This window comes from Streptomyces sp. R28 (assembly GCF_041052385.1).
Lineage (GTDB): Bacteria > Actinomycetota > Actinomycetes > Streptomycetales > Streptomycetaceae > Streptomyces.
Genome location: NZ_CP163439.1, coordinates 3817849 through 3841528 on the forward strand (window position 1 = coordinate 3817849; position 23680 = coordinate 3841528).

Annotated in this window: 24 protein-coding genes and 1 pseudogene; 15 read left to right on the forward strand and 10 right to left on the reverse strand. The window is 68.0% G+C overall.

Annotated elements, in window-relative coordinates:
• Nucleotides 1–2: 2 nt before the first annotated feature.
• From AB5J49_RS16815 to AB5J49_RS16830, 4 genes and pseudogenes are all read right to left on the reverse strand, one after another.
• Entirely contained in the window at nt 3–671 is a 669-nt protein-coding gene (locus AB5J49_RS16815) for a hypothetical protein (RefSeq protein ID WP_369169445.1), read from the reverse strand.
• Nucleotides 668–1087, reverse strand: coding sequence for an acyl-CoA thioesterase (locus tag AB5J49_RS16820; protein ID WP_369169446.1), 420 nt, complete (start codon nt 1085–1087; stop codon nt 668–670). The genes AB5J49_RS16815 and AB5J49_RS16820 overlap by 4 nt, the downstream gene beginning before the upstream one ends.
• Before the next feature lie 6 nt (nt 1088–1093).
• Nucleotides 1094–2757, reverse strand: a pseudogene (gene ettA / locus AB5J49_RS16825) (energy-dependent translational throttle protein EttA).
• 679 nt (nt 2758–3436) lie between these two features.
• A complete protein-coding gene (locus AB5J49_RS16830) occupies nt 3437–4195 on the reverse strand; it encodes a GntR family transcriptional regulator (protein WP_369169447.1) in 759 nt (252 codons plus the stop codon).
• Between the two features lie 79 nt (nt 4196–4274).
• Between AB5J49_RS16830 and AB5J49_RS16835 the strand changes: the two genes are divergently transcribed.
• The 4 genes from AB5J49_RS16835 (at nt 4275) to AB5J49_RS16850 (ending at nt 6340) form a co-directional block, all read left to right on the forward strand.
• Nucleotides 4275–4553 (forward strand): hypothetical protein, encoded by a 279-nt coding sequence (locus AB5J49_RS16835; RefSeq protein WP_369169448.1) that lies wholly within the window; start codon nt 4275–4277, stop codon nt 4551–4553.
• Nucleotides 4554–5076: 523 nt separating this feature from the next.
• A complete protein-coding gene (locus AB5J49_RS16840; protein ID WP_369169449.1) occupies nt 5077–5301 on the forward strand; it encodes a hypothetical protein in 225 nt (74 codons plus the stop codon).
• Nucleotides 5298–6041 (forward strand): GntR family transcriptional regulator, encoded by a 744-nt coding sequence (locus tag AB5J49_RS16845; protein ID WP_369169450.1) that lies wholly within the window; start codon nt 5298–5300, stop codon nt 6039–6041. The genes AB5J49_RS16840 and AB5J49_RS16845 overlap by 4 nt, the downstream gene beginning before the upstream one ends.
• Nucleotides 6038–6340 (forward strand): hypothetical protein, encoded by a 303-nt coding sequence (locus AB5J49_RS16850; RefSeq protein WP_369169451.1) that lies wholly within the window; start codon nt 6038–6040, stop codon nt 6338–6340. Before AB5J49_RS16845 ends, AB5J49_RS16850 begins: the two co-directional genes overlap by 4 nt.
• A gap of 1603 nt (nt 6341–7943) precedes the next feature.
• On the opposite strand, the gene fxsT is transcribed toward AB5J49_RS16850, so the two are convergent.
• From fxsT to AB5J49_RS16870, 4 genes are all read right to left on the reverse strand, one after another.
• Nucleotides 7944–10754, reverse strand: coding sequence for an FxSxx-COOH system tetratricopeptide repeat protein (gene fxsT / locus AB5J49_RS16855; protein ID WP_369169452.1), 2811 nt, complete (start codon nt 10752–10754; stop codon nt 7944–7946).
• Complete coding sequence (locus AB5J49_RS16860; RefSeq protein ID WP_369169453.1) at nt 10751–11176, reverse strand: hypothetical protein; 426 nt, start codon at nt 11174–11176, stop codon at nt 10751–10753. The genes fxsT and AB5J49_RS16860 overlap by 4 nt, the downstream gene beginning before the upstream one ends.
• Nucleotides 11177–11586: 410 nt before the next feature.
• Nucleotides 11587–12129 (reverse strand): hypothetical protein, encoded by a 543-nt coding sequence (locus AB5J49_RS16865; RefSeq protein WP_369169454.1) that lies wholly within the window; start codon nt 12127–12129, stop codon nt 11587–11589.
• Nucleotides 12130–13401: 1272 nt separating this feature from the next.
• Nucleotides 13402–13866, reverse strand: coding sequence for an NUDIX hydrolase (locus tag AB5J49_RS16870; protein WP_369169455.1), 465 nt, complete (start codon nt 13864–13866; stop codon nt 13402–13404).
• Between the two features lie 18 nt (nt 13867–13884).
• Between AB5J49_RS16870 and AB5J49_RS16875 the strand changes: the two genes are divergently transcribed.
• The 11 genes from AB5J49_RS16875 (at nt 13885) to AB5J49_RS16925 (ending at nt 21128) form a co-directional block, all read left to right on the forward strand.
• Entirely contained in the window at nt 13885–14664 is a 780-nt protein-coding gene (locus AB5J49_RS16875) for a GntR family transcriptional regulator (protein WP_369169456.1), read from the forward strand.
• Between the two features lie 139 nt (nt 14665–14803).
• Nucleotides 14804–15157: a hypothetical protein gene (locus AB5J49_RS16880; RefSeq protein WP_369169457.1), complete on the forward strand. Its 354-nt coding sequence runs from the start codon at nt 14804–14806 to the stop codon at nt 15155–15157.
• A 2-nt stretch (nt 15158–15159) separates the two neighbouring features.
• Nucleotides 15160–16515 (forward strand): FtsK/SpoIIIE domain-containing protein, encoded by a 1356-nt coding sequence (locus AB5J49_RS16885; protein ID WP_369169458.1) that lies wholly within the window; start codon nt 15160–15162, stop codon nt 16513–16515.
• Between the two features lie 82 nt (nt 16516–16597).
• A complete protein-coding gene (locus AB5J49_RS16890) occupies nt 16598–17281 on the forward strand; it encodes a DUF2637 domain-containing protein (RefSeq protein ID WP_369169459.1) in 684 nt (227 codons plus the stop codon).
• 20 nt (nt 17282–17301) lie between these two features.
• Nucleotides 17302–17493 (forward strand): mobile element transfer protein, encoded by a 192-nt coding sequence (locus AB5J49_RS16895; protein ID WP_369169460.1) that lies wholly within the window; start codon nt 17302–17304, stop codon nt 17491–17493.
• 12 nt (nt 17494–17505) lie between these two features.
• Entirely contained in the window at nt 17506–17661 is a 156-nt protein-coding gene (locus tag AB5J49_RS16900) for a hypothetical protein (protein WP_093746058.1), read from the forward strand.
• Between the two features lie 25 nt (nt 17662–17686).
• Nucleotides 17687–18007, forward strand: coding sequence for a SpdD-like protein (locus AB5J49_RS16905; RefSeq protein WP_369169461.1), 321 nt, complete (start codon nt 17687–17689; stop codon nt 18005–18007).
• A 90-nt stretch (nt 18008–18097) separates the two neighbouring features.
• Nucleotides 18098–18280, forward strand: coding sequence for a hypothetical protein (locus AB5J49_RS16910; RefSeq protein ID WP_369169462.1), 183 nt, complete (start codon nt 18098–18100; stop codon nt 18278–18280).
• Entirely contained in the window at nt 18273–19649 is a 1377-nt protein-coding gene (repSA, locus tag AB5J49_RS16915; protein ID WP_369169463.1) for a replication initiator protein RepSA, read from the forward strand. The genes AB5J49_RS16910 and repSA overlap by 8 nt, the downstream gene beginning before the upstream one ends.
• A gap of 1 nt (nt 19650) precedes the next feature.
• Complete coding sequence (locus AB5J49_RS16920; RefSeq protein WP_369169464.1) at nt 19651–19848, forward strand: helix-turn-helix transcriptional regulator; 198 nt, start codon at nt 19651–19653, stop codon at nt 19846–19848.
• Nucleotides 19848–21128, forward strand: coding sequence for a tyrosine-type recombinase/integrase (locus AB5J49_RS16925; RefSeq protein ID WP_369169465.1), 1281 nt, complete (start codon nt 19848–19850; stop codon nt 21126–21128). Before AB5J49_RS16920 ends, AB5J49_RS16925 begins: the two co-directional genes overlap by 1 nt.
• A 444-nt stretch (nt 21129–21572) precedes the next feature.
• Here AB5J49_RS16925 and cpt read toward each other — a convergent pair whose 3' ends face one another.
• Both cpt and AB5J49_RS16935 read right to left on the reverse strand, forming a co-directional pair.
• Nucleotides 21573–22106 (reverse strand): chloramphenicol phosphotransferase CPT, encoded by a 534-nt coding sequence (cpt, locus tag AB5J49_RS16930; RefSeq protein WP_369169466.1) that lies wholly within the window; start codon nt 22104–22106, stop codon nt 21573–21575.
• Nucleotides 22107–22179: 73 nt separating this feature from the next.
• Nucleotides 22180–23598, reverse strand: coding sequence for a Cys-Gln thioester bond-forming surface protein (locus AB5J49_RS16935; protein ID WP_369169467.1), 1419 nt, complete (start codon nt 23596–23598; stop codon nt 22180–22182).
• Between the last annotated feature and the right edge of the window lie 82 nt (nt 23599–23680).

The following is a 23680-nucleotide window of genomic DNA, read 5'->3' on the forward strand; positions in this document are numbered from 1 at the left end:
CGTCAGCGCACGCTGACGTCCAACGCCCCAAGTCCCGCACGCCGTACGGCAATCGACCCGTACGGCGTGCGCAGCCGTAGCCACGCACCGGACGCGAGCAACGCCGGATCCCCGGTGGCCCGCAGGAATCCCAGCGACTGGGCCGCGTGCACCGCCCGCACCGGCAGCTGCGTGTCCCCGACGGTCCGGGACCAGATCTCCCGTCCGATCCGGTCGAGTTCGGCACGCGTACGCCGCTCGGGCTCCAACTCCTGGGTACGGGACCGGAATTCGGTGACTCCCGCGCCGACCATCGCCAGCAGCTCATCCGGCGCGGGCAGCCCCCGCACCGGCAGCCAGCCGCCGCGCGGCGGAAGCACCCCGGCCCAGGGCGGACCCGTGACGGCCGCCGGAACGACAGCTGTGGCCGCTGCCTCGTCGACGGACTCCAGCAGCTCGCCGGCGGACACGGTCACGTCCAGCGTGACGTCGAGCCCGTTCTCGTACGGCTTCGCCAGCCGCACCGCGCGGATGGCCAGTACCTCGAAGGACGGCGGCCGTCCGAAGACGGCGAGCGCGGTGCCGGCCGCCTGCAGGCGCACCGCGGCTGAACGATCGTAGTGGAGCAGCCGGGAGAGGAAGGCCGCGAGATCCGCCGCCTCCCCCTCGTCGGCGAGATGGAGCACCGTCATGCGGCGACGGCCTCCTCCTCGTCGGCCGCGTCATCCATGTACTCCCGGAGGAACTCCTTCTCCTCCGCGGTGATCCGGCGCGGCCGTTGCGCCTCGAAGTCGAACGGCACGACCACCGTCGAGGCCCGGACGTAGACCGCGTCGTCGTCCTTCACCTCGCAGGTGATGGTGAAGGACGCGGCCCTGATCTCGGTGATCCACAGCTCTATGTCCACCGGGTGGTGCCGGTGCACGAGCTGCCGCTTGTAGTCGATCTCGTGGCGCGCCACCACCGACCCCTGCTTGAAGTCCTTCTCCGGACGGAACAGGAAGTCGATACGGGCTTCCTCCAGGTAGCGGACGAAGACCGCGTTGTTGACATGTCCGTATGCGTCCATGTCGGACCAGCGCAGGGGGCAGCGGTAGATGTGGCGCAAGATCGATCAGCCCCGGGTCAGCTTCTTGTAGGTGGCACGGTGCGGACGTGCGGCGTCCGGTCCGAGCCGCTCGACCTTGTTCTTCTCGTACGACTCGAAGTTGCCCTCGAACCAGAACCACTTGGACTCGCCCTCGTAGGCGAGGATGTGCGTCGCGACGCGGTCGAGGAACCACCGGTCGTGGGAGACGACCACAGCCGCGCCCGGGAACTCGAGCAGCGCGTTCTCCAGGGAGCCCAGCGTCTCGACGTCGAGGTCGTTCGTCGGCTCGTCGAGGAGCAGCAGGTTGCCGCCCTGCTTGAGGGTGAGCGCGAGGTTGAGACGGTTGCGCTCACCACCGGAGAGGACACCGGCCGGCTTCTGCTGGTCCGGGCCCTTGAAGCCGAAGGCGGAGACATAGGCCCGCGAGGGCATCTCGACCTGTCCCACGTTGATGTAGTCGAGCTCGTCGCTGACCACGGCCCAGAGGGTCTTCTTCGGGTCGATGTTCGCGCGGCTCTGGTCGACGTACGAGATCTTGACGGTCTCGCCGACCTTGATGTCGCCGGAGTCCGGGGTCTCCAGACCCTGGATCATCTTGAAGAGCGTGGTCTTGCCGGCGCCGTTGGGGCCGATGACGCCCACGATGCCGTTGCGCGGCAGCGTGAAGCTGAGGTCGTCGATGAGGACCTTGTCGCCGAAGCCCTTGGTGAGGTTGGAGACCTCGACGACGATGCTGCCGAGCCGCGGGCCCGGCGGGATCTGGATCTCCTCGAAGTCCAGCTTCCGCATCTTGTCGGCCTCGGCCGCCATCTCCTCGTAGCGGGCGAGACGGGCCTTGGACTTGGCCTGACGCCCCTTGGCGTTGGACCGCACCCACTCCAGCTCTTCCTTGAGCCGCTTGGCGCGCTTGGCGTCCTTCTGCCCCTCGACCTTGAGACGGGTCTGCTTGGTCTCGAGGTACTTGGAGTAGTTGCCCTCGTAGCCGTGCAGGCGGCGCGGTCGACCTCGCAGATCCAGCCGGCGACGTTGTCGAGGAAGTACCGGTCGTGGGTCACGGCCACGATGGTGCCCTCGTACTTGGCGAGGTGCTGCTCCAGCCAGTTCACCGACTCGGCGTCGAGGTGGTTGGTGGGCTCGTCGAGAAGCAGCAGGTCAGGGGCTTCGAGCAGCAGCTTGCACAGCGCCACACGCCGCTTCTCACCACCGGAGAGGTTGGTGACGGCCCAGTCGCCGGGCGGGCACCCGAGCGCGTCCATGGCCTGCTCCAGCTGAGCGTCGAGGTCCCACGCGTTCGCGTGGTCGAGCTCCTCCTGAAGCTTGCCCATCTCGTCGAGCAGCGCGTCGGAGTAGTCGGTCGCCATCAGCTCGGCGATCTCGTTGAACCGGTCGAGCTTGCCCTTGACCTCGGAAACACCCTCCTGGACGTTCTCCAGAACGGTCTTGTCCTCGCTCAGCGGCGGCTCCTGCAGGAGGATGCCGACGGTGTACCCCGGCGACAGGAAGGCATCGCCGTTCGACGGCTGCTCCAGCCCTGCCATGATCTTCAGGATGGTCGACTTACCGGCACCGTTCGGGCCGACCACACCGATCTTCGCGCCGGGCAGGAAGTTCAGCGAGACGTCGTCAAGGATGACCTTGTCGCCGATTGCCTTGCGCGTCTTGCGCATGGTGTAGATGTACTCAGCCAAGAGAAACCGTCCGGCAGCTTGAAATCAGGCAGTGGGCAGATACACCCCATCTTGCCGGATCGCCACCCCTGGGGGGAAACGGGTATGGGCGGGGGGCGCTGACCTGGGGGTTCCCTGTTGGCAGCTCTGGCTCGGCTGTCAATGTCGGTCGCCGTCGGTCGGCCTCGGGCACCCTCGCACGGCCCAGAGACGGCCCAAGAAATGATCACTCGGCAGCCCGCCACTCATCCAGCTTGACCCTCACCTGATGATTGCGGCCGTGCCAGAAGACCTCCCCCTCTACGGAGGTCCCAAGAGCAGGCAGCTCCATCCCTAGTGGCATGGCCGTGATCTCGGCCAGCGCCACGGCGTCGGACACACCTTCGATACGTATGAAGACACCAAAGGGCTGGCGGCCAATGACCTCTCCAGTTATGTGGGTCCCACTGGTAGAGCTCCGATGGTCGCCGCCCAGCTCCCGATAACTACGTCTGCATCCGGCAGGTCCGGGCCCGTGGGCCACGCGTACTCATCCATCAACAGGTCATGATGCAGTGAGCGACAGGGGCTCAGAAGGCGCTTGGTGCATCTCGTGTCGCGCCCTCTCTGACCTGGTTCTCTTCTCGCGCTGGGTGTCTCGTTGACCGGCCTTCGGCACGCATTCGACACCGGCAGGGTTCGACCCGGGTCAGGTCCAGGGCTAGTGACGGTTGATCGGGATCTCGTAGACGATCTCGCAATGAGCGGCGGGCACCACGATGTCTGCCGTCTCCACCGGCCGCCCCTCGTCGCTGTAGTACGTCCGCCGGATGTGCGTGACAAGGGCGGCCTTCTGGATACCAAGAAGTGACGCCTCCTCGGCGGTCGCCTGCCTCGGCTCCGGCTGCTCCACAGCATGGCTGACGGTGACGCCGATTGCGGCCATGCGGTTCACGACCCCCGCACCGGCGTGGGGACCTCCCTCAGGGAGAACTACGAGCGTGCCGGCGATGAGGTCGTACGGTTCCCAACTCGTCGACAACTGCACCGGCCTGCCGTCGGCCAGGAATTCGTACGCCGTACGGACGCACAGGTCGCCCTCGGTGATGCCAAGCCGCGCAGCGATATCCGCCGGAGCCGGCACCTTGGCCTCGGTTCGACTCTCCCAATCCCCTTGCCTGCCCACGGCCTTCATATCCGCCCGGAACGGTGACGCCTCGGGCCGCTCTCGCGCCGACGAACGGACGACCCGGACCCGTTGACGGGGCTCGGCGACGTAAGTGCCCGATCCGGCGCGGCCCTCCAGCACGCCCTGGGAGATCAGCAACTCCTGCGCCCGCCGGACCACGTTCTCGCCCACGCCGTACTCCTGGCCGATCTGGGCGCGGGACGGCAGACGGGCCCCGGGTTCCCACACATGCTCCGCGATCCGCCGCCGGAGTTCGTCAGCGATACGGAGATAGGGCGGCTGCTCAGGCATATGGAAAATCTAGTCCACTAGCTCTAATCTAGTTAACTAGCTTCACTCAAAGTGATCGCTGGTTAACGGAGGCTGCCCTGTGCCCGCTTCGGGAGTTAGCGCGGCGGCCATCGCTGCCCGGCTGTCCGACATCGGACTTCCCGCGCGCGTGGAGGAGCACGTCCGGTACGCGTCGATCCAAGCGGAGGTGCCGGAGTCGCTCTCCGCCGACTTATGGCGGGAGGTCCTGGAAGTGGTGGCCGAGGCCGATCGGTTCGGGCTCCTCGCCACCAGCCTGAACGACCGCACCCTCTGGGCGGTCGTACACAAAGCGGTCCCCACGACAGGCGATGTCGGGGGACCGAGCCATCAGCGATAGGAGCTGAGCAGCATGCTCAACCGTATCCGCCGTGCCGTCTCGCTTGCCAGAGCGCGGTACTTCCCCCGGGGCAGGCACCGCCGTTCCTTACGGCCGTCCCGGCCGATGGCCGCCCTCGTTGTCTCGGCGCCCGCTGACTCGTTGACGATCGTCCTGGGCCGGGCTCCCGATACCGCGAACCACCGTCACCCGCTCGCGGGGGAGGAAAACGCGCTCGTCCGCCCGTACATGCTGGCTTGGGAGCGACGAGCACGGCCGCGCAGGGTGGTAGTCGCTTCCCACTTGCCTGCTGAGGCCTGGTCGTCCCTCGCGGGGGTCCGCTGATGCCGGCTCGCCAACAGCCCCACACCGCCGAAGTCTCGGCCGTTCCCTACCAGTCGACCGCCTGCCGTATCGGCACACACCATGCTTGCGCAGAGTCGTCCCCGGTCCCCGCACCGGTCGACCTGCCGATTGTCTACGAGACATGCGCCTGTTCGTGTCACTCGGCGTCCCACCACTCCACGCCCACGGAGGCAGAACGGTGAGCGGCTGGGCACCCGGCGGCGCGCTGGCATCCAACGTCGAGGTCACCGCGACCACCGTGCAGCGGGGCGACATCATCCAACTCGGCGGCCAGGCGTGCCGGGTGAGCGACCTCTTCCAGCTCCCCCAAGGCGGCAAGCAACTCCTCTTCGAGTCGGGCGAGCTGCTGACCATGCACGCGCGAACCCGGCTCGCTGCCGTTCGCATGCAGAGAAGGCGGTGATCCGGTCCGTGCCCTCACGCCATCACGAGATCGCCGACGATCTCAGGCATCAGATCACGACAGGCGACATCAAGCCCGGCGACCGCCTCCCGTCCGAGGCCGGCCTCGCCGACCGATACAAGGTCAGCACGGTGACATTGCGGAGGGCCCTCGCGGTCCTCCAGGGCGAAGGCCTCGTCGAGAAGATCCACGGCAAGGGCAACTTCGTCCGCCGTCCACCGCGGAAGATCGTGTACGTCGGGGGATGGGGAACGCTGGACCCGTGGACTGCCGCCGAAACGGCCCTGCATGTCACGGTTCGCACCACCACGGTTCCGGCAGAGGGGCATCTGACGACCTTGCTGAAGGTGCCGACAGGCAGCCCTCTCGCCGAGTTCTTCTGCATCAGCCACGAGGGAGAGTCACCGCACGGGCTGGCCCGCATCTACATCCCGCGCGACCTGGCACCTGCCGGAGTGCTGGGCGACGAGTCCTCGTGGCGGGAGACAGCTACGCGATTTGCCGTCCTGAGCCCGCCGCCGGCAACTGTCCGGGAGACGGTAAGTGCCCGCCCACCGAAACCGGACGAAGCCTCGGTCCTCCGGCTCTGCTCCGCCGTGGCAGTCCTCGCCGTCACACGCGTCGCGACCGACGCCAACGGGCGAGTCGTCGAGGCCGCGCTTCTGGTGTTCCCCGGGGATCGCGTCGACGCGGTCTTCACCATCCACCACCTGACCGATGAGAGGCAGACGCAAGGATGACGGCACCGAACAGACTGCGACTCCTCCCATGGTCGGGGCCGGAGGGCAAGCCCTGCTATCTGAGCACCGACGACGGGGAGGGCTACATGTCCCGCCTGGCGGACAACATCGAGGCCGCGCAACTGGGAACGGCCGCCGAGCTGCTGGAGCGAGCGTCGAACAAGCTCGACGACCAGGGCACGGGCTCGGAGGACATGCGACGGCTGGCCAAGGACCTGACCGGGGCCTTGCGCGATGTGCTCCGCGTTGCGACCAGCCGCGGTGGCCTCCTAGCGGTGAGCGATCCTCATTGCCCCTGAAAGGAGACGGCCGCGTTAAGTGGCCGGCAACGACCTTTCGTTCCCCGACGGGGAGAGGAACCCGGTTTCGCACCGGGGCTCCTCTCCCCGTTTCCCTGTGCTTACGCCGAGAGGGGCACCTTCAGAACGCTCGACCGACGTGAGGTGGCTCGCCCCAGCCCAACATGGCGGTCCTCGGCGCGGACGACCGGTCGGGCCCTCCGCAGCCGCGTACTGCCGTGCCACCACCGCACTAGGAGTTCGATCCGATTCTGCTCCGGCTGCTGCCGTCGACCTGTGCGAGGGCCGGACAGAGATGCTGGCGTGCGCCCCTGCCTGGCGTCGTTGATGTCAGCCGTGGATGTCAGAAACCTTCTGATCCGTGGCTCTACAGAGATCGGCCAACGAGGGGGATAGAGGCCACTGGCAGGTCCCTCAGAGTGCCTGGCGGAAGCTGGGGATGCTGTATCGCAGCCACGGGTGCCAACTGGCCCGAACGACATACTCCCGTCGTGTCAGCTGCGACGCATCCTCGGGGTCAGAGTCTTCTACACTCTCGCGAGTGAAATGTGACCGACAGCACTTGCGCATATACAGGAAGTTCGTGTATTGCGATCCGATCTAGCCTCAAGTCATACTGCATCCATCTCGACTGGCGGGCAGTCGGTGTGACGGGGGCCATGGCATGTCTCGGATCTACGAAATACGCACGCCGCAGATTTAGTCCTGATCATCTGCGGCTCCCGAGACGTCGCCGACGCGGAAGCACGTCGGCACTCCGAGTGGTAACACCACCGGGCCTTGGGAGCATGTTGCCGCTGCAAGCGGCGCGCTCCTACAAGACTCTTCGCTGTGAATGCCCCTCACATCGCTTCCAAGGGGCAGGAAACAGTGAAGCCCTGAGAGGCCCGCTCACGTGCATCAAATCCTGGAACTGGTCAGCCCTAGGCATCTCCTCACGGCCTTGCGCATCCTTCCCTTGATCATCGTCGTCGTGCTCCTCGCACCAGCCTGGCTCTTTTGGATCTTCCTGCCTGACGGGCGCCAAAGGCGAGTCATCGACCTCATGAAGCAATTGATCGAGTGGACGAAGGCGACACGGGACGAGCCGCCAGCCCGATGATGCCCGGCGCCTGTAGGCCACCGGCCAACTGCACCCTCAGCTTGGGAAGCTGCGATCATTTGGAGCGGGTCTAGGCGCTGACCTGGGCTAATGCCTGGGCCTGGGCCTCGTCTGGCTCAGCTGCTTTCACCGTGATTCCCCGCTGTTCCCCGCTCTATCTGGTGCGCTTGTGGTGCGGCCCACCTCCGGCGTGAAGCCGGAAGACCTGCGTTGCTTCGTCCTCCGCCGGCGTCGGTGCCAGTGGTCCGACAGCTCCCCGGTCGCGATGGAAGCAGCAGTCAACGTGGCACACGTCAGCAAACTCTTGAGGTCGTTGATGACCAAGCCGATGAAGCGGAGCACGACTGTCGTCATGATCCACCAGACAACAGACCAGGCTGCCCCTTTGATCCGCCTGCTTCTGCCGCTCATAAGCCCTAGGTAGATGGCCTCCGCCCGATGGTCGGGGTGCGCCTGAACGGCATTCTGATCCGTAGCTCTATGTGGATCGGGCAGAGCCAGTCATACAGATCTCTCGGTAGCTTCCGGAGGAGGTTGTCGGCCGAGGTCGGTTCCTGGGGTTGCGGTATCTAGTTGCTGTACGGCGGCTACACGGACCCGGGCAAGGTTGTTGCGGCTGGTCAGGGTCTCGGGGTGGGTGTGGCCCCGGACCCTCTCGTACTGGGCGAGGGTGGCCTCGTACAAGGGGATGGCGCGGCTCAGATCCCCCGCTGCTTCATAGGCGGCAGCGAGGTTGTTGCGGCTGGTCAGGGTCTCGGGGTGGGTGTGGCCCCGGACCTTCTCGCGCTGGGCGAGGGTGGCTTCGAGCAGGGGGATGGCGCGCTCCAGGTCCCCCGCCGCGCAGTAGGCACCGGCGAGGTTGTTGCGGCTGGTCAGGGTCTCGGGGTGGGTGTGGCCCCGGACCTTCTCGCGCTGGGCGAGGGTGGCCTCGTGCAGGGGGATGGCACGCTCCAGGTCCCCCGCCGCGTAGTAGACGCTGGCGAGGTTGTTGCAGCTGGTCAGGGTGTCGGGGTGCGCGTCGCCCCGGACCCTCTCGTACTGGGCGACGGTAGCTTCCAGCAGGGGAATGGCGCGACTCAGATTCCCCGCCGCATCGTAGGCTTGGGCGAGGTTGTTGCGGCTGGTCAGGGTGTCGGGGTGCGCGTCGCCCCGGACCCTCTCGTACTGGGCGACGGTAGCTTCCAGCAGGGGAATGGCGCGACTCAGATTCCCCGCCGCATCGTAGGCTTGGGCGAGGTTGTTGCGGCTGCTCAGGGTGTCGGGGTGCGCGTCGCCCCGGACCCTCTCGTACTGGGCGACGGTAGCTTCCAGCAGGGGAATGGCGCGACTCAGATCCCCCGCCGTTCTGTAGGCGCTGGCGAGGTTGTTGCGGATGTTCAGGGTGTCCGGGTGTTCGTCGCCCTGGCCCTGCTCGTACTGGGCAAGGGCGGTCTCATACAGGGGGATGGCGCGGCCCAGGTCCCCCGCTGCGTAGTAGACGCTGGCGAGGTTGTTGCGGCTTTGCAGGGTGTCCGGGTGTTCGTCGCCCTGGACCTGTTCGCGCTGGGCGAGGGTGGCCTCGTACAGGGGGATGGCGCGACCCAGATCCCCCGCCGCCCTGTAGGCGTAGGCGAGGTTGTTGCGGCTGGTCAGGGTCTCGGGGTGGGTGTGGCCCCGGACCTTCTCGCGCTGGGCGAGGGTGGCCTCGTGCAGGGGGATGGCGCGACCCAGATCCCCCGCCGCTTCATAGGCGCCGGCGAGGTTGTTGCGGCTTTGCAGGGTGTCCGGGTGTTCGTCGCCCTGGACCTGTTCGCGCTGGGCGAGGGTGGCCTCGTACAGGGGGATGGCGCGACCCAGATCCCCCGCCGCTTCATAGGCGGCAGCAAGGTTGTTGCGGATGTTCAGAGTGTCAGGGTGGGTGTTGCCCTGGACCTGCTCGTGCTGGGCCAGAGTGGCCTCGTACAGCGGTACGGCACGGGCCGTGTGGCCTTGCAGGTGAAGCCGATGCCCAGCGATCTTGTACACGATGGCGAGTGAGGCGTTGTGGTGTTTGGGCGGTCTGGTAGCCGCGAGAGCGACGATGTGCGGTGTGAGTGTGTCCCACTGGTCTTCGGTGGGGATGTCCTGGCCCGGCGGCGGGATCAGGCTGTGGAGGACCGCCTGTTCGGCGCGTTCGCGTCCTTGCAGGTGTCGGAGGGGCTGGATGCCGTCGGTGTTCTGTGGGGCACGTAGGACGGTCTGGACCAGACGGTGGACGCTCAGAGCGGTGCCGGTGTCGGTGACCATGCTGTACGCGGTAAGGGCTCCGGTGGCTTCGGCGATGTCGTCCGGGTCGGTGCCGGGCGGGGTGAGCAGGCTGTGGGAGATGTCGTCAGGGGCCAGCCAGGCGGCGGTGTGCAGCAATTCCACGGCCAACGGATCAGCCTTCTCCAAGGCGTGGAGGGTGACGTTCCAGATGCGGGCGAGGGTGCGTTCGGCGTCGCTGCCGTGGGCGGTCTTGGCGAGTTTGGAGTCAAGTCGGCGGCGGTAGGCGTCGAAGCTGATACCGCGGTTCTGGGCCAGGTAGGCGCCGGCCTGTTTGATCGCGAGAGGGAAGTGCCCCAACTCGACGGAAAGAGCTCGGGCTTCGGCCTGCTGGCGCGCGGTGGGGCTGGCGTCCTTGAAAACAAGTCGGCACAGCAGGGTGGTGGCGTCGTCAGGGTCGAGGTTGCCCAGGGTCAGGGTGGGGACGCTGTCGGGCCAGCCAGTGGTGCGGCGGCTGGTGGCGAGGTGACGGCCTTGGTGGAGTGCGCCGGTGTAGGGGGTGAGAGCGTCGGGGTTGTCCACGTTGTCGTAGATCAGTAGCCAGTCCGGATGCCATGCGAGCCACTGCATCGCCCACGCCACTTGCGCTACACGATCGGCCTTGGCGGCCCAGCCGGGCACCAGGGTGTGGGTGAGGCTGGTGAGGGAGGTCTCGATCTCGTCGGGGGATGCGCCGTTGATCCACCAGATCAGGGTGTAGTCGTCACGGTGGCGGTGGGCATAGTGCAGAGCGAGCGTGCTCTTGCCGATCCCGCCCAGACCGTGCACCGCCCCGCTCTGCGTGATCGCACCCTCGTGCTGGCTGCTCAGGATGCGCCGCAGTTGGGCCAGTTCCTCCTCCCGCCCCAGGCAGAGGGTGGCCGGGGGTAGGTTGGAGGTGCCCGGAGCAGCGGATACCTTCTCCGGCGTGTGCAGTGCCTCGGCCGGCAGCACATCGCCGGTGTAGGCATTCCTGATGCGCTGAGCGGCGATCGACCCCTGCCCGGCCGCCTCGATCCGCAGCCGAGACTGCCCGTCGTCGGTGCTCACGACCGTGGCGTGGTGTGACCGTCACCGGTGATCGCGGTACCGATGTGCTGAGCGGCGATCGACCGCTCGCCGGACGCTTTGATGGTGACCGAACCGGCAGCCGGAGCTGGCAGCATCGCCGACAGTTCCGCACGCAACTCGGCATCATCCTGCAACGCCTGCCGGAGCAGCCTGCCCAGCACTGCCGCCGTATAGGACTCATCCTGTTCGTCGGCGGCCTCGTCCACCACACGTTCCAGCTCCGCCTGGCCCGCTTCGTCCCGGCGCCGCCATATCGCCCCAAGGATCCGCTGCCCCAGCGTGACCGTGGCGTCCGCCGCTGCGTCCTCTGCCCGGGTAAGGACAGTTGCCCCGTACGCACCGACCGCAGCCGTCAGATACGGACCCGCCTGCTCGACCAACTGCACGATCTCAGCACTCACTTGTTCCCCCACCTCTGCGGCTCCGAAAGGGACCAGCGTAAGAAAGCCAGACCCTCTGTGGAGTCAAAACACCCGAAGCACTTATAACGGTTCCATGCACTCCCATCCCTGGCCGCCCTGTACCCACCAGGGAATCGGGCCTCCAGCAAGGCTGGCCGAACGGCTGGGTGACTATGACCTGATATGCAACGCGGGCGCCCTCCGCAAAGAGTGGAGGGCGCCCGAGTGCTGAGGATGATCCTTTGGGTTCTGGCCTCATCCTTATCAGGTCGATCACGGTGAGGCTGCACCTTCAGGCAACCAGCTTGGCTAGGCGGGTTGGCGTCCACTGAGGTTCGAGCCGGGTCGTTGCTGTTCGCCCCTGTTGGTGTCATCAGTCGGTGGCCCCTTGACAGCACTGAGCCGCGTGGCTAGCCACTGTGCCGTTGGTGGGGTGGCACCGTCTTGTGAAACCGGTCCAGTGGATCGACGGCGTGCCCTCTCCGACGCCGAATGCAGCGGCTGCGCGTTGTCCGTGCCTCTTCTTCGTACTCATACTCGCCGGGGTTCAGAGCTGCGCTCTCTAGGTACCAGCCCATCCGCTCGTACTGATCTTCCAGTGTCCTGGTGCGATCCAGGGTGGGCCATTTACCGAAGCGCTTCTGCACGGCTGTTCGCCCCACACCGAACGCGGCCGCGATACGCCCCCACGAGTACCGCTGCGTACGCGCTTCAGCCACGACATCTGCCGTGACGCGCTTGACCGCTTCCTCAACCAACGCAGTGGCCCTCAGCTTGGTCATGTTCTGCACCGAACCACTTAGGTAGAAGATCGCGAACCGAACCGCAGCGTCAGCAAGATCCTCATCATTCATAACGTCCCACGGCTCCAGCGGCCAGGCCGGGTCATCGAAAGAGACCCACGGCCACGGGCGATCGGGACCGAAGGTGTACTTGGGCGCCTTATCGATCAAAGTTTTTTCCCCAGGTCGCGAGCGGGCACGTCCACCTTGCGTGGACGGTTCTCCCCACGGAAAGCGCTTACCTGTCAGTGACGCCCGCAAGAATGGACTCGAACGCGGAGCCGACGACAGTCTGGCGGCCTTAACGCGTGCTGCCCTCATGCAAACGGGACCGGTCAGTCTGTCGGAAGGAGGCCCTGTGAGCTCATAGCTCCTGGTTCAACTGGTAAGCGGTGCTGCACTGTTAGCTCGGCGGGCTGTCAGTGAGTACCGGCTATGCTTCTCCCGTTCACTTCTCATCCCACTCACGCCCCGGCCAAGTGGGTCGGGGACCCCGGTACGTCCTGGGGTTGTTCCGCCGATGGGAAGTGGTCAATGAAGAAAGACCGAGAGCCTGAGCCGTCTGAGAACCGGCGAGAGCGAGGCCCCACCAGGGCCGAGATCTTGATCGCAATCCTCACGACAGTGACGGCGCTCGCAGGTTGCGTGGAACACCTGGCGCGTTAGTGCCAGACAGAGCGTGGTGCCGGACGACAGGGCCAAAGGAAGCGGGCCCGACCGTCTGATACTCGGCCGGACCCGCCTCTATAACTCCACGCACGAGCCCGGCTCTGGTGGCTAGACCAGGGCCGGGCTCCTCTGCATGGAGCCTGCTCGCGACCCTCTCACTTCCTACTTTCCTACTGTGGAAGTGAAAGTGGAAAGTACATTTCCTGGGTCTGTAGCCCAGACTATAGCCCGCTGGTCCCCGCTGGTCCTAGCTGGTCCTCAGTGGTCCTCAGTGGTTTTGAGTGACCTTGTCAAGCCGTATCGGGCTGCCGATTGCGCCCGCACCTGCTGTTCTTCCCCAGCCACACAGCCACCCAAGCTCCCATCCCGTCCGCCGTCGACCCACACACCGTGGAGCAGGCGTGGTTCATGGCGTCCAGGTGGAGCGCGCCACTGTACGAACGACCTGGACGCCATGGGCCGCGTCTGCTCGGCTTCGCCTGGGTCGACGGTGGACGGGATGGGAGCTCCCCGCGCACGCCACTACGGGCCCGCAGTCGGGAACGGCGCCCCCTCCATCCCGGTGCCGGCCGATCCCCCGCCGGAGGCTTGCTCTGACCGAAGGTCGCTCTATGCGGTGATCGACTCATGGCTTCCGGCCCTATCCACATGTGGGCGCGCGTCGGCGGCGGCAGCGCCGAGCGGGCCGAAGGCAGGAGCGCGGGCGCAGCCAGAGCCGGGAAGCGCGCCCGGCGGAGCGGAGCGCAGCCGGGGCTTGATGAAGTAGGGAAAGTTCTATCCCGCTGGGATGAGGCGCCTACCGTCGTGGCTCCGTACGTGAGGGCCGTTGCCGTCCAAGGCGTCCAAGAGCCTGATCGCGAAGACCTCGGCCATACGCTCCGCGACCTCTTCGGGCGTGAGCCATGAGACGGCCGTCGACTCACTCGACGTGCGCTCCGTGCCGCCGGACGGCTTGCAGCGGAAGACCAGGGCCACGATGCCCCGGGTCGTGTTCTTGTAGACGCCGGTGAGCTCGTCCACCTCGACGTGGATGCCCGTCTCCTCCAGGACCTCGCGGGCGACTCCCGCCTCGGGGGTCTCGGCGAGTTCGAGGATGCCGCCCGGGAGCTCCCAAGTGCCGTTGTCTGCCCGGCGGATCGCCAGGAGGCGGCCGTCTTCGCGCACGACTACTCCGGCGACAGATACGGAGTGCAGCGGCGGCGGCGTTGCTTCCTGTGATTGACTCATGTACAGGAGCATAGGAGGCAGAGAAGGACTATGGGAACCACAGTAGGAGGCGAGAGGTCCGTACCTCGGTATGTGCAGATCGCCGAAGAGATCATTCAGCAGATCCGAGCGGGTGTCCTCAAGCCTGGCGAGATGGTGCCGAGTGAGGCGGAACTAGTCGAACGCTACGGAGTCTCGGGCGGGACGATCCGTAAAGCCATGGTCGAGGTCCGAGCGAGCGGGCTCGTAGAGACCCGGCACGGCAAGGGCTCGATGGTGAAGGACCGGCCCCCGGTGCGGCACCGCTCGTCCGACCGCTTCCGGCGCTCCCTCCGACAGGGCGGCAAGGCCGCCTACCTCGCCGAGTCGGAGCAGTCCGGCGCCACGGCCAAGGTGAGCGTCCTCTACATCGGCCCCATGGAGGCCCCCGAGGACGCCGCCCAGAGATTGGGCGTCCCCGCCGGCACTCAGGTCCTCGCCCGGCGACGCCTCTACTTCCGCAACGGCACGCCCGTCGAGACCGCGACCTCGTATCTCCCCTGGGACGTCGTCAAGGAGATCCCCGAGCTGTTCGCCGAGAACCCCGGCGGCGGTGGCATCTACGCCCGACTCGAAGACCACGGGCACGAGTTCGCCGAGTTCGTAGAGACGCTCCAAGCGCGCCCAGCCTCCAAGGCGGAGGCGTCCGAGCTGGCACTCAGCCCCGGTGCGCCGGTGGTTCATCTGATCCGTGAGGCCCGCACGACCGAGGGTCTCGTAGTCGAGGTCTGCGACACGCTCATGGCCGCTGACCAGTTCGTCTTTGAGTACAGGATCCCGGCCGCCGACTGACACGCGCTCAACTCCCTCCAGCCCGTCGCGAGTTCTCCTCCGCGGCGGGTTGACTCATGTACAGGAGTGAGGCACTCTTCTTCATGTCACTCATGTACATGAGTGACAGAGTCCAGCCTCTATAGAGGAGTGATCTGCCGTGCGTCAGATTCCCGTCGACACCTCCAACGCGACCGTGATGGTCGCCAAGACCCCGCAGCCCAAGGTCAAGGACCGCCGTACCGGTGAGATCGCCCTCGACAAGGACGGCGTCACGCTGATGACCGTGGAGGTCATGTTCTCCACGCCGGATGAGGTCGAGATCCTCAAGCTCACCGTCCCGCAGCCGGGCGTCTCGGAGGAGCTGACCATGGGTACCCCGGTCGCGCTGACGGGCCTGGTCGCCTCGGCCTGGGAGAACGAGTTCAACGGTCAGAAGCGGCACGGCATCGCCTTCCGCGCGGTCGCCGTGACCTCGCTCGCTGGTACGGCTTCGCAGGCTGAGGCTGCCTGATCATGACGTGGTTCACGGTCGCTCTGGTGCTGGTCGTCGCTGCCGCAGTGATCCTGCGGTGGCGGCGCCCCGCCTGGTACTGGCTGACCTTCGGAGTCACCCTCGCCACGCTGCGGGTCCTGTTCCGCTACGCCTCCGTCATGGACGCCTGCGGGCTCACGGTCCCGCCCTCCCGCTGGCGCCTGACCCTGGCCCGGGTCACCAACCGGCCCGTCCCCGAGTCCCGCCCGCCGCGCATCCTGCGCATCCGCCCGACCCGCACCGGCCTGGTCCTGCGGCTGGGCCTGCGCCCCGGGCAGGATGCCTTCGACGTCGCGGCGGCCTCGGACCGGCTGCGCCACTCCTTCAACCTGTACGGCGTCACCTCACGTGAACTGCGCTCAGGCGTGGTCGAAGTGCGCATGACGGGCTATGACGTCCTCAAGCGGGTGCAGATGCCTGCCAGGACCGAAAACGGTCCCATGCGGGTCCCGGTCGCCCTGCGTGAGGACGGCGCTGTCCACTACCGCGACTACCGGGCGGTTCCGCACGGACTGACCCTGGGCGCCACGGAGTCGGGGAAGTCCGTCTACCAGCGCAACCTGGTCGCCGGGCTGGCTCCGATGGACGTCGCGCTGGTGGGCATCGACTGCAAGCAGGGAGTCGAACTCTTCCCGCTGGCACGCCGGTTCTCCGCGCTCGCCGACAACCCGGACACCGCCCTCGACCTCCTGGAAGCCCTCGTCGCCCACATGGCGGACGTCTACCAACTCATCCGCGCCCAGCAGCGCATCAGTGTCGCGATACCGGATGCGGAGATCGCCGCCGACATCTGGGACCTGCCCGCCGACCTGCGCCCGGTTCCGGTCGTGGTCCTGGTCGACGAGGTCGCCGAACTCGCCCTGTTCGCCACCAAGGACGAGGAGAAGCGACGGGACCGCATCATCACCGCCCTGGTCCGCCTCGCCCAGCTCGGCCGCGCCGCCGGCATCTACCTGGAGATCTGCGGTCAGCGCTTCGGCGCCGAACTCGGCAAGAGCATCACCATGCTCCGCTCCCAGCTCACCGGCCGCACCGCCCACCGCGTCAACGACGAGACCTCCGCCAACATGGCCTTCGCAGACATCTCCCCTGATGCCGTCCTGGCGGCCGTCCAGATCCCCACCGACATGCGCGGCGTCGCCATCGCCGGGGACTCCTCCGGAGGCTGGGGCCGCATCCGCGCCCCGCACACCTCGCTGCGCGAGGCCGTGAACATCTGCAACAAGCACGCCGACCGCGTCCCGGACCTGCCCGCCCTGGCGGCCTTCCGCCCCGCGGTTGCCCCGCTTCCCCCGGCCCGGACACCGCTGTCCAAGACAGCCCCCGCCACCGCCTGACCATCCCTGCTCCACCGGTCGGCGCGACCGCCTCGCGCCAGGTCCCTACCCCCGCCATGCCTCATCACCGGAAGGAGCCGTGATGGCCCGCACCGCCCTCCGTGTCGACGCCGTGCTCGTCCAGGCCGTCATCGCCGGGGCACTGTCCTTCGCCCACCTGCACGACCTCGCGGCCGCTGCCGGACAAGACGGCTGGAAGGCCTGGGCCTACCCCGTATCGGTTGACCTGCTCCTGGTCGCCTCCTGGCGGCGGCTGCGCTCGGACGGTCCGTCCCGGCTGGCCTGGTGCTGGTTCGTGATCGCGCTGGTGGCCTCCCTCGGCGCCAACGTCGCCACCGCCGGACTCCTCGACCTCCAGCAGGTTCCGCCCTGGCTACGCATCCTGGTCGCTGCCTGGCCCGCCCTGGCCTTCATGGGCGGCACCCTCCTCGCCCACTCCGCCACCGACCACTCGGCACCCGAGGTGCCGGCCACGACTCCCGAGCCCGATGCCGACCGCGAACCGATCGCCTCGCCCGAGCCGGAAATCATCCCGCCCGCAGTGACCGAGGCCGAGGAAACCCCCGCGCTTCCGCCTCCCGAGCCCGTGACCGCTGCGCCCGTTGCTGCGGCTCCGACGGTCCCGGCCGCGCTGGTCGACCACGCCCGCAAGGTCGCCGACGACCACCAGGCCCGTACCGGATCCCCGATCGACACCGACACCCTGCGCGCCCGCCTCGGCGTCCCGCCGCAGCTGGCCGATGCCATCGCCGCCCAACTCGCCTGATTCGAAAGGAAGCGACCTGGATGCCTGCCCGCGACTACTTCCACTCCGTCATGCGGATCGGCCCCGTGCAGATCGGCACTCACCGCGATCGCAACGGCCACACCAAGCACGCCGCCGTGTGCACCAACGACGACTGCGGCTGGTCCGCCGACTACACCAGCCAGACCGGCGCCCAGCTCGCCGCCCGTACCCACCGCTGCACCGTCCGCTAGGAGGCCACCGCCATGGACGTCCCCCTCTGGTTCGCCCTCGCCGCCGTCGGCTACCTCGGCATCAAGCTCATCCGCCCGCCCCTCTGGCTGGTCCTGGTGCTCCTCCTCGGCGGCTACCTCATCGCCGACAGCCTCCTCGCCCCGGTCATCGACACCGCCATCAAGTAACCCGCCCGCGAAAGGAGATCCGCTGATGTTCCGCCCCAAGGTCCCGACCATGCCGCAGCCGACCGGCCTAATCACCCCGCCCGCCGTCGTCGAGCCGACCTCCGTGATCCCGCACCAGGACACCGCCCCCGCCCCGGTCACCCCTGCCCCGGCGTCTGCCCGGCCCACCGTCCAGCTCACCCCGGGCACCGTCGTCGCCCTGGTCGGCGGCGGCACGGCCGTGGTCCTGGTGGTCGGCGCCGTCCTGGTCTCGATGCTCCTCGCGGTCGCCATCACTGGCGTCTCGCTCGCGATCTGCGCCCTGGTCATCCGCTCGCTCATCAACAGCGAAGCCAAGCGGCACTGACCGGCCCCCGGGCGGCCTCAACCGCCAAGTCTCCGCCGCCCGGGAGCCCTGCCCCATTCCGAACCCGAAGGCCCGGAAGGAACCCCCAGCATGACGCACCGCACCACACCGACGCCCCGCATCTGCCCCGACTGCGACGGACACGCCTCCGCCGCCATCACCCTCGGCGGCCGCGACACCCGAGGCCACCTGCGGACCATCACCGCACACTGCCCGGCCTGCCACGGCACCGGCACCCGTCCGCTCCGCACACGGGAGGGCGCCCGTGCCTGACCTGCTGCTCGACCCGGCCACCCTCGGCGACCTGCTGAGGGTGGCTTCGGCCGACGACTACGACCGCTGGCACGAACAGATCCGCCGCACCGGCGGTTGCTCCGACCCGATCCACCTCACCGGCTGGACCCTCACCAAAGACAAGACCACCGGCGAGACCCTGCACCACTACTCCACCGAGAGCGAGCCCGGCGGACGCCTCCGCCTCGCCTGCGGCAACCGCCGCGCCTCCCGCTGCCCCTCCTGCGCCTTCACCTACGCAGGCGACACCTACCACCTCATCCGCGCAGGACTGGCCGGAGACGACCACCGCGACATCCCCACCACCGTCCGCGACCACCCCCGCGTCTTCGCCACCCTCACCGCCCCCTCCTTCGGCCCCGTCCACAACCGGCCCGACCACGGCACCTGCCGCTGCAGTACCCGCCACCCCGCCGACGACCCAACCCTCGGCACCGCCCTCGACCCCGCCACCTACGACTACGCAGGCGCCGTCCTCTTCAACAACCACGCAGGCAACCTCTGGCAGCGCTTCACCACCCGCCTTCGCCGCGAGATCGCCGCCCGCGCCGGACTCACCCGCCGCGAACTCGCCGACCACGTGCGCGTCTCGTACGGCAAGGTGGCGGAGTTCCAGAAGCGAGGCGCCCTGCACTTCCACGCGGTGATCCGCCTCGACGGCCCCGAGGGACCCGAGACGGCTCCTCCAGCCTGGGCCACGGTCGCACTACTCGCCGACTCCATCCGTGCCGCCGCAATGCACTCGTACACCTCGGTCTCGGTGCCGGCCGTTTCAGACCAGCCCGCCCGCACCTTTCGTTGGGGCACACAGCTCGACGTCCGCCCCGTCAAAGCTTTCGGTGACGGCTCCGACATCACCGAACAGGCTGTGGCTTCCTACGTCGCCAAGTACGCCACCAAAGCCGCCGAGAACACCGGCACCCTCGACCGCCGCATCGGCGAACTCTCCGAACTCGACCGCCACCAGGTCCCCGACCACACCCGCCGCCTGATCGAAGCCTGCAAGCTGCTCGATCCGCTCTACCCGGACCGGCGTCTGTGGGCCTGGGCTCACATGCTCGGCTTTCGCGGCCACTTCTCCTCCAAGTCCCGCCGCTACTCGACCACCCTCGGCGAACTCCGTCAGGCCCGCGCCGAGTTCCGCGCCGCCCAGGAACGCGAAGCGCTCGGCCTGGACGACGTCGAGCCGGACACCGTCCTCGTCCTGGCCGACTGGCAGTACGCCGGACACGGCCACACCCCCGGCGAATCCGCCCTCGCCACCACCATCGCCCGCGACCTCCAACACAACCGCGAAACCGCCCGCGAGGCCCTACGCGACCAGTCCGCCGACGAAAGGGAGTGGTGACATGGCCACCGAGTTGCCGAGTCGCTTCCTGACCCCTGACGACCTGGTGGACATGTTCGAGCTGCCCAGCGTCGAGACGGTCTACCAGTGGCGCCGCAAGCGCACTGGCCCCCGCGGCTTCCGCGTCGGCCGGCACCTGCGCTTCGACCCCAATGACGTACGGGCCTGGGTGGACTCCCAGCTTGGGGAGGCTGCCTGATGGCCGGACACGTCCAAGACCGCTGGTTCCGAACGGAGGTCAGCCCGGACGGCAAGACCCGCAAGGTCAAGACTGATCGTCACGGCCTGGGCATGCGTTACCGGGCTCGGTACGTCGCCCCCGATGGCACCGAGAAGTCGAAGAGCTTCCCCGACAAGCAGAAGCGCTTGGCCGACGCGTGGCTGACCAATACCGAAGCCGACATGGCGCGCGGGCAGTACATCGACCCGAGGGCAGCCCGCGTCACCTTCCGCGAGTACACGGAACGATGGATCGCCGCTCTCACAATCGACCTCACGAGCCGGGCCGCCGTGGAAGGTCGGCTGCGTCTTCATGCCCTGCCGTACCTCGGCACTCGCCCTATCGGCTCGTTCCAGCCTGAGCACATCCGCGACTGGAACCGCCAGCTGGAAGAGGCGGTGCCCTCAGCCCAGTACCGGCGCCTCATCTTCGACGCGGTCTCATCCGTGCTCAACGCGGCCGTAGATGACCGCCTGCTGGCCTCGAACCCTTGCCGGGCCCGCTCGGTCAAGGCGCCTCGTCCCGTGCCGACACGCGTGCATCCGTGGACCGCTGAACAGGTCTTCGCCGTGCGGACAGGTCTGCCCGAGCGCTACCAAGCGATGGTCGACCTGGGCGCCGGGTGCGGGCTGCGACAGGGCGAGATTCTCGGCCTGGCCGTCGACAACATCGGGGACCTCGGCTGGCTGCACGTGCGCCAGCAGGTCAAGAAGGTTCGGGGCACGCTCGTCTTCGCTCCGCCTAAGCGCGGCAAGCTGCGTGACGTGCCCCTCGACCCCGAGGTGTCGACCGCGCTGCAGGAGCACATGAAGCAGTTCCCGCCGGTCGAGGTGACGTTGCCCTGGCTGACACCAACCGGCCCGAAGGTCACGCATCGGCTCGTCTTCACGAGCGGCATCGGTGCCGCCATCTGGAGCCAAGGGTTCAATGACCAGTCGTGGAAACCCGCGCTGGCGTCCGCCGGGATCATCCCGGTCCCCGAGAAGGGCCACCGTTACGCGGCCGCCCGCGAGCACGGCATGCACGCCCTGCGGCACTTCTACGCCTCGGTCCTCCTGGACGCCGGAGAGAACATCAAGGCCCTGAGCCTCTACCTAGGCCACAGCGACCCGGGGTTCACCCTCCGCGTCTACACGCACCTCATGCCGTCCAGCGAGACCCGGACCCGAAACGCCATCACCGCCATGTACCGGGCCGCCGGTCACGCTCATGAAGGCCCAGCAACGCACGACGGCCCAGAGACGGCCCAGGCTGCCTGAGACGGCCCCTCATCGGCGGGAAACCTGCTGGTGAGGGGCCTTTTCATGCCCTCTCGCGGCAAGTAACACCCCATCTTGCCTGAGGTCCAGCCCTGGGTGGTAACCCGTATAAGTGGGCGGCTCTGACCTGGGGCTTCGCTGGTGAGCGCGGTGACTCGCCTCTCAGCGCCGGTCACCTTCGGCCGACCCTGACCGGCAGACTCGCGAGTTCCAGACGACTGCTGCAACGCCCCCGTCGAGCGAGCATGGAACTTCGTGCATGCAGGCGGCGCGCCGTTCGCGGTGTATTTCGCGAACTGCCACCACCACCGGGACCGGGACCCGGATCACGACGCGTGGATGGATGTGATCTTCGGAACGACGAGGGAGCCTCCCGGAGCCTGACATTCCCCCGCGGGCGTGCCTCGGCGTGCGGGGCGGGGCAGCCGGGAACCGCTCTGTCGGTCAGCTGACCCGGCCCGCGATGGTTCGCGCGCAGATCAGGGACTCGGTGTGCGTGGTGTCCACCTCCAGGTCGTAGGCAACGCCCTCGTGAACCACATCCGCCTGCAGCGCGGCCATCCCCTGGCCCCGGTCTCCCCGTGCGATCTCACGGCCCGCGGCGACCGCGCTCTCGCACCTGACGCCGACCCACAGCACGGCCAGTCCGCCGAGAGCCTTCTCCCAGCGCTGCTGGGACGCCGCTCCGCCGAGGAAGACGTCGTCGACGACGACCCTGGCGCCTGCGCGGGCCATCGCCGCGATGCCCTCCGCCCAGGCCGCCTGCAGCGCCATGAAGTCCGCTCCGACGCTCACCCCGCCGTCGGCGGCGAACGTGATCCCCGCATCCCACGCCTGCATCTTCGCGGGCAGGGCGTCGACGAACGAGTCGACCCCGAACGCCAGCCACGGATCCGGCAGCACGGCCTGCAGGCACCGTACGATCCCGGACTTCCCCGAGCTGGAACCGCCGTTGAGAATGATCACCCGAGTCGCCACCGCGCCACAGTAGGGCGCCTGCCGCCCGGCACGAAGCGAATTTCGGCAGGCGCGCTCGCTGTAGCGTCGGCGCTCAGCCCTGCGTCCGCGCTTCCTTCTTGCGTACGAGGACCAGGGCCGCGCCGCCGATCAGGACCAGGCCGATGGCGATGCCCGTGATCAGGGGGGTCATGGCGGAGCCGCCGGTCGCGGCGAGGTTGGTGTCGTCGGACGTGGTGCCGACCGTGGCGGGGCTCGGCTCGCTGACGGTCTGGGTGACGGCGCCCGCCTGGTCGGCCTCGGTGGCCTGCGTCATGCAGTCCAGCACGCCGGTGAAGCGCTGCTCGAAGCCGACCGGGCCCTGGATGGTGAAGTCGTAGGCCTGGTCCTCCTGGAGCGGGATCGTCACCGTCCGCGACTCGCCCGCCGGGATGCTGTACTCGATCCCGAGCAGTTCGAAGGTGAAGGCCGCGTCGCCCTTGTTGGTCGCGGTGATGTCGACACCGCCCTTGTCGCAGTTCTCCGCCGCGGACAGTGCGGGTATGGCACCGGTCCCCGCCCAGGTCGCGCTCGCCGTCGCCGAGACGGTCGACTCGCTGGAGCCCGCCAGGATCTGAGTCTGGCTGCGGCTCTCGGCGGCGAAGGCCCGCCCCACCGGCACGGTCGTCGAGGCCTGCACGGTCAGGTCGGCCTGGCCTGCCGCGGCCTTCTCGGGCACCTCGAAGAACACCTGAGTGCCGTCGGCCGCGGAGGTGACGGCCTTGCCGTCCTTGTCCACGATCCGAACCCCGCTGGTGGCGGCGTCCGCGGGCGGCGTCACCGTCGCGCTGCCGGCGTTGGTGTGCACCGTCACCGGGCCGAGGCGCTCGCCGGGGTGGCCGGAGACCGCGGGCGGGTCGAGGGTCAGCGACGCCTGGGGTTCGGCCACCGAGCGTGCGCTGTGCTCCAAGTAGTCGGCGAGCTTCTCGGCCTGCGGGTCGACGGCGTCGACGGCCACGCCGTCCGAGTAGCGCCAGATGGCCACCTGGGTGCCGGCCGCCGCGTCCTGCTCGGTGAGGCCGCCCTTGACGCCCGCCTTGCCGGCGAGTGCCGCGAGGTCGTTCACCTGCGGGTAGGAGTTCTGCAGGATCCAGCGGATCTTGCCCGCGTCCTTGTTGGCGCCCAGCGAGGTGCCGCTCCAGGGCGTCTCGTGGTACTTGGCGTCGCGCTGCGTGGGGTTGTGGATGTCGACGCAGTACGTCTGCAGTGTGCCGCCGCCGTCGACGGACATCTCGAACAGGCCCGCCGAGATCTCCTGGTCGCCGGAGTCGGCGTGGACGACCGCCGCGCCGTAAGTCTTCAGGCCGCCTATGGTGGCGGTCGCCCCGCCCTGGCTCCGCGCCGTACCGTCGGCCGCGGCCGTGCCCGCGCCTGCCATCACCGAGGCGGCGACGAGCCCGGACACCAGGGTCGCCGCGGCGAGGCGGGCCGTCCCTCGTCCGCGCACCGACAGCGCGGAGAACGCAGAAAACACAGAATTCCCCTTCGAGCAGGACCCGTTGACGTGGGGGATGAGGTCCCACCAGCAGAATCAGAAACCCCGAGAGCTATGTCCG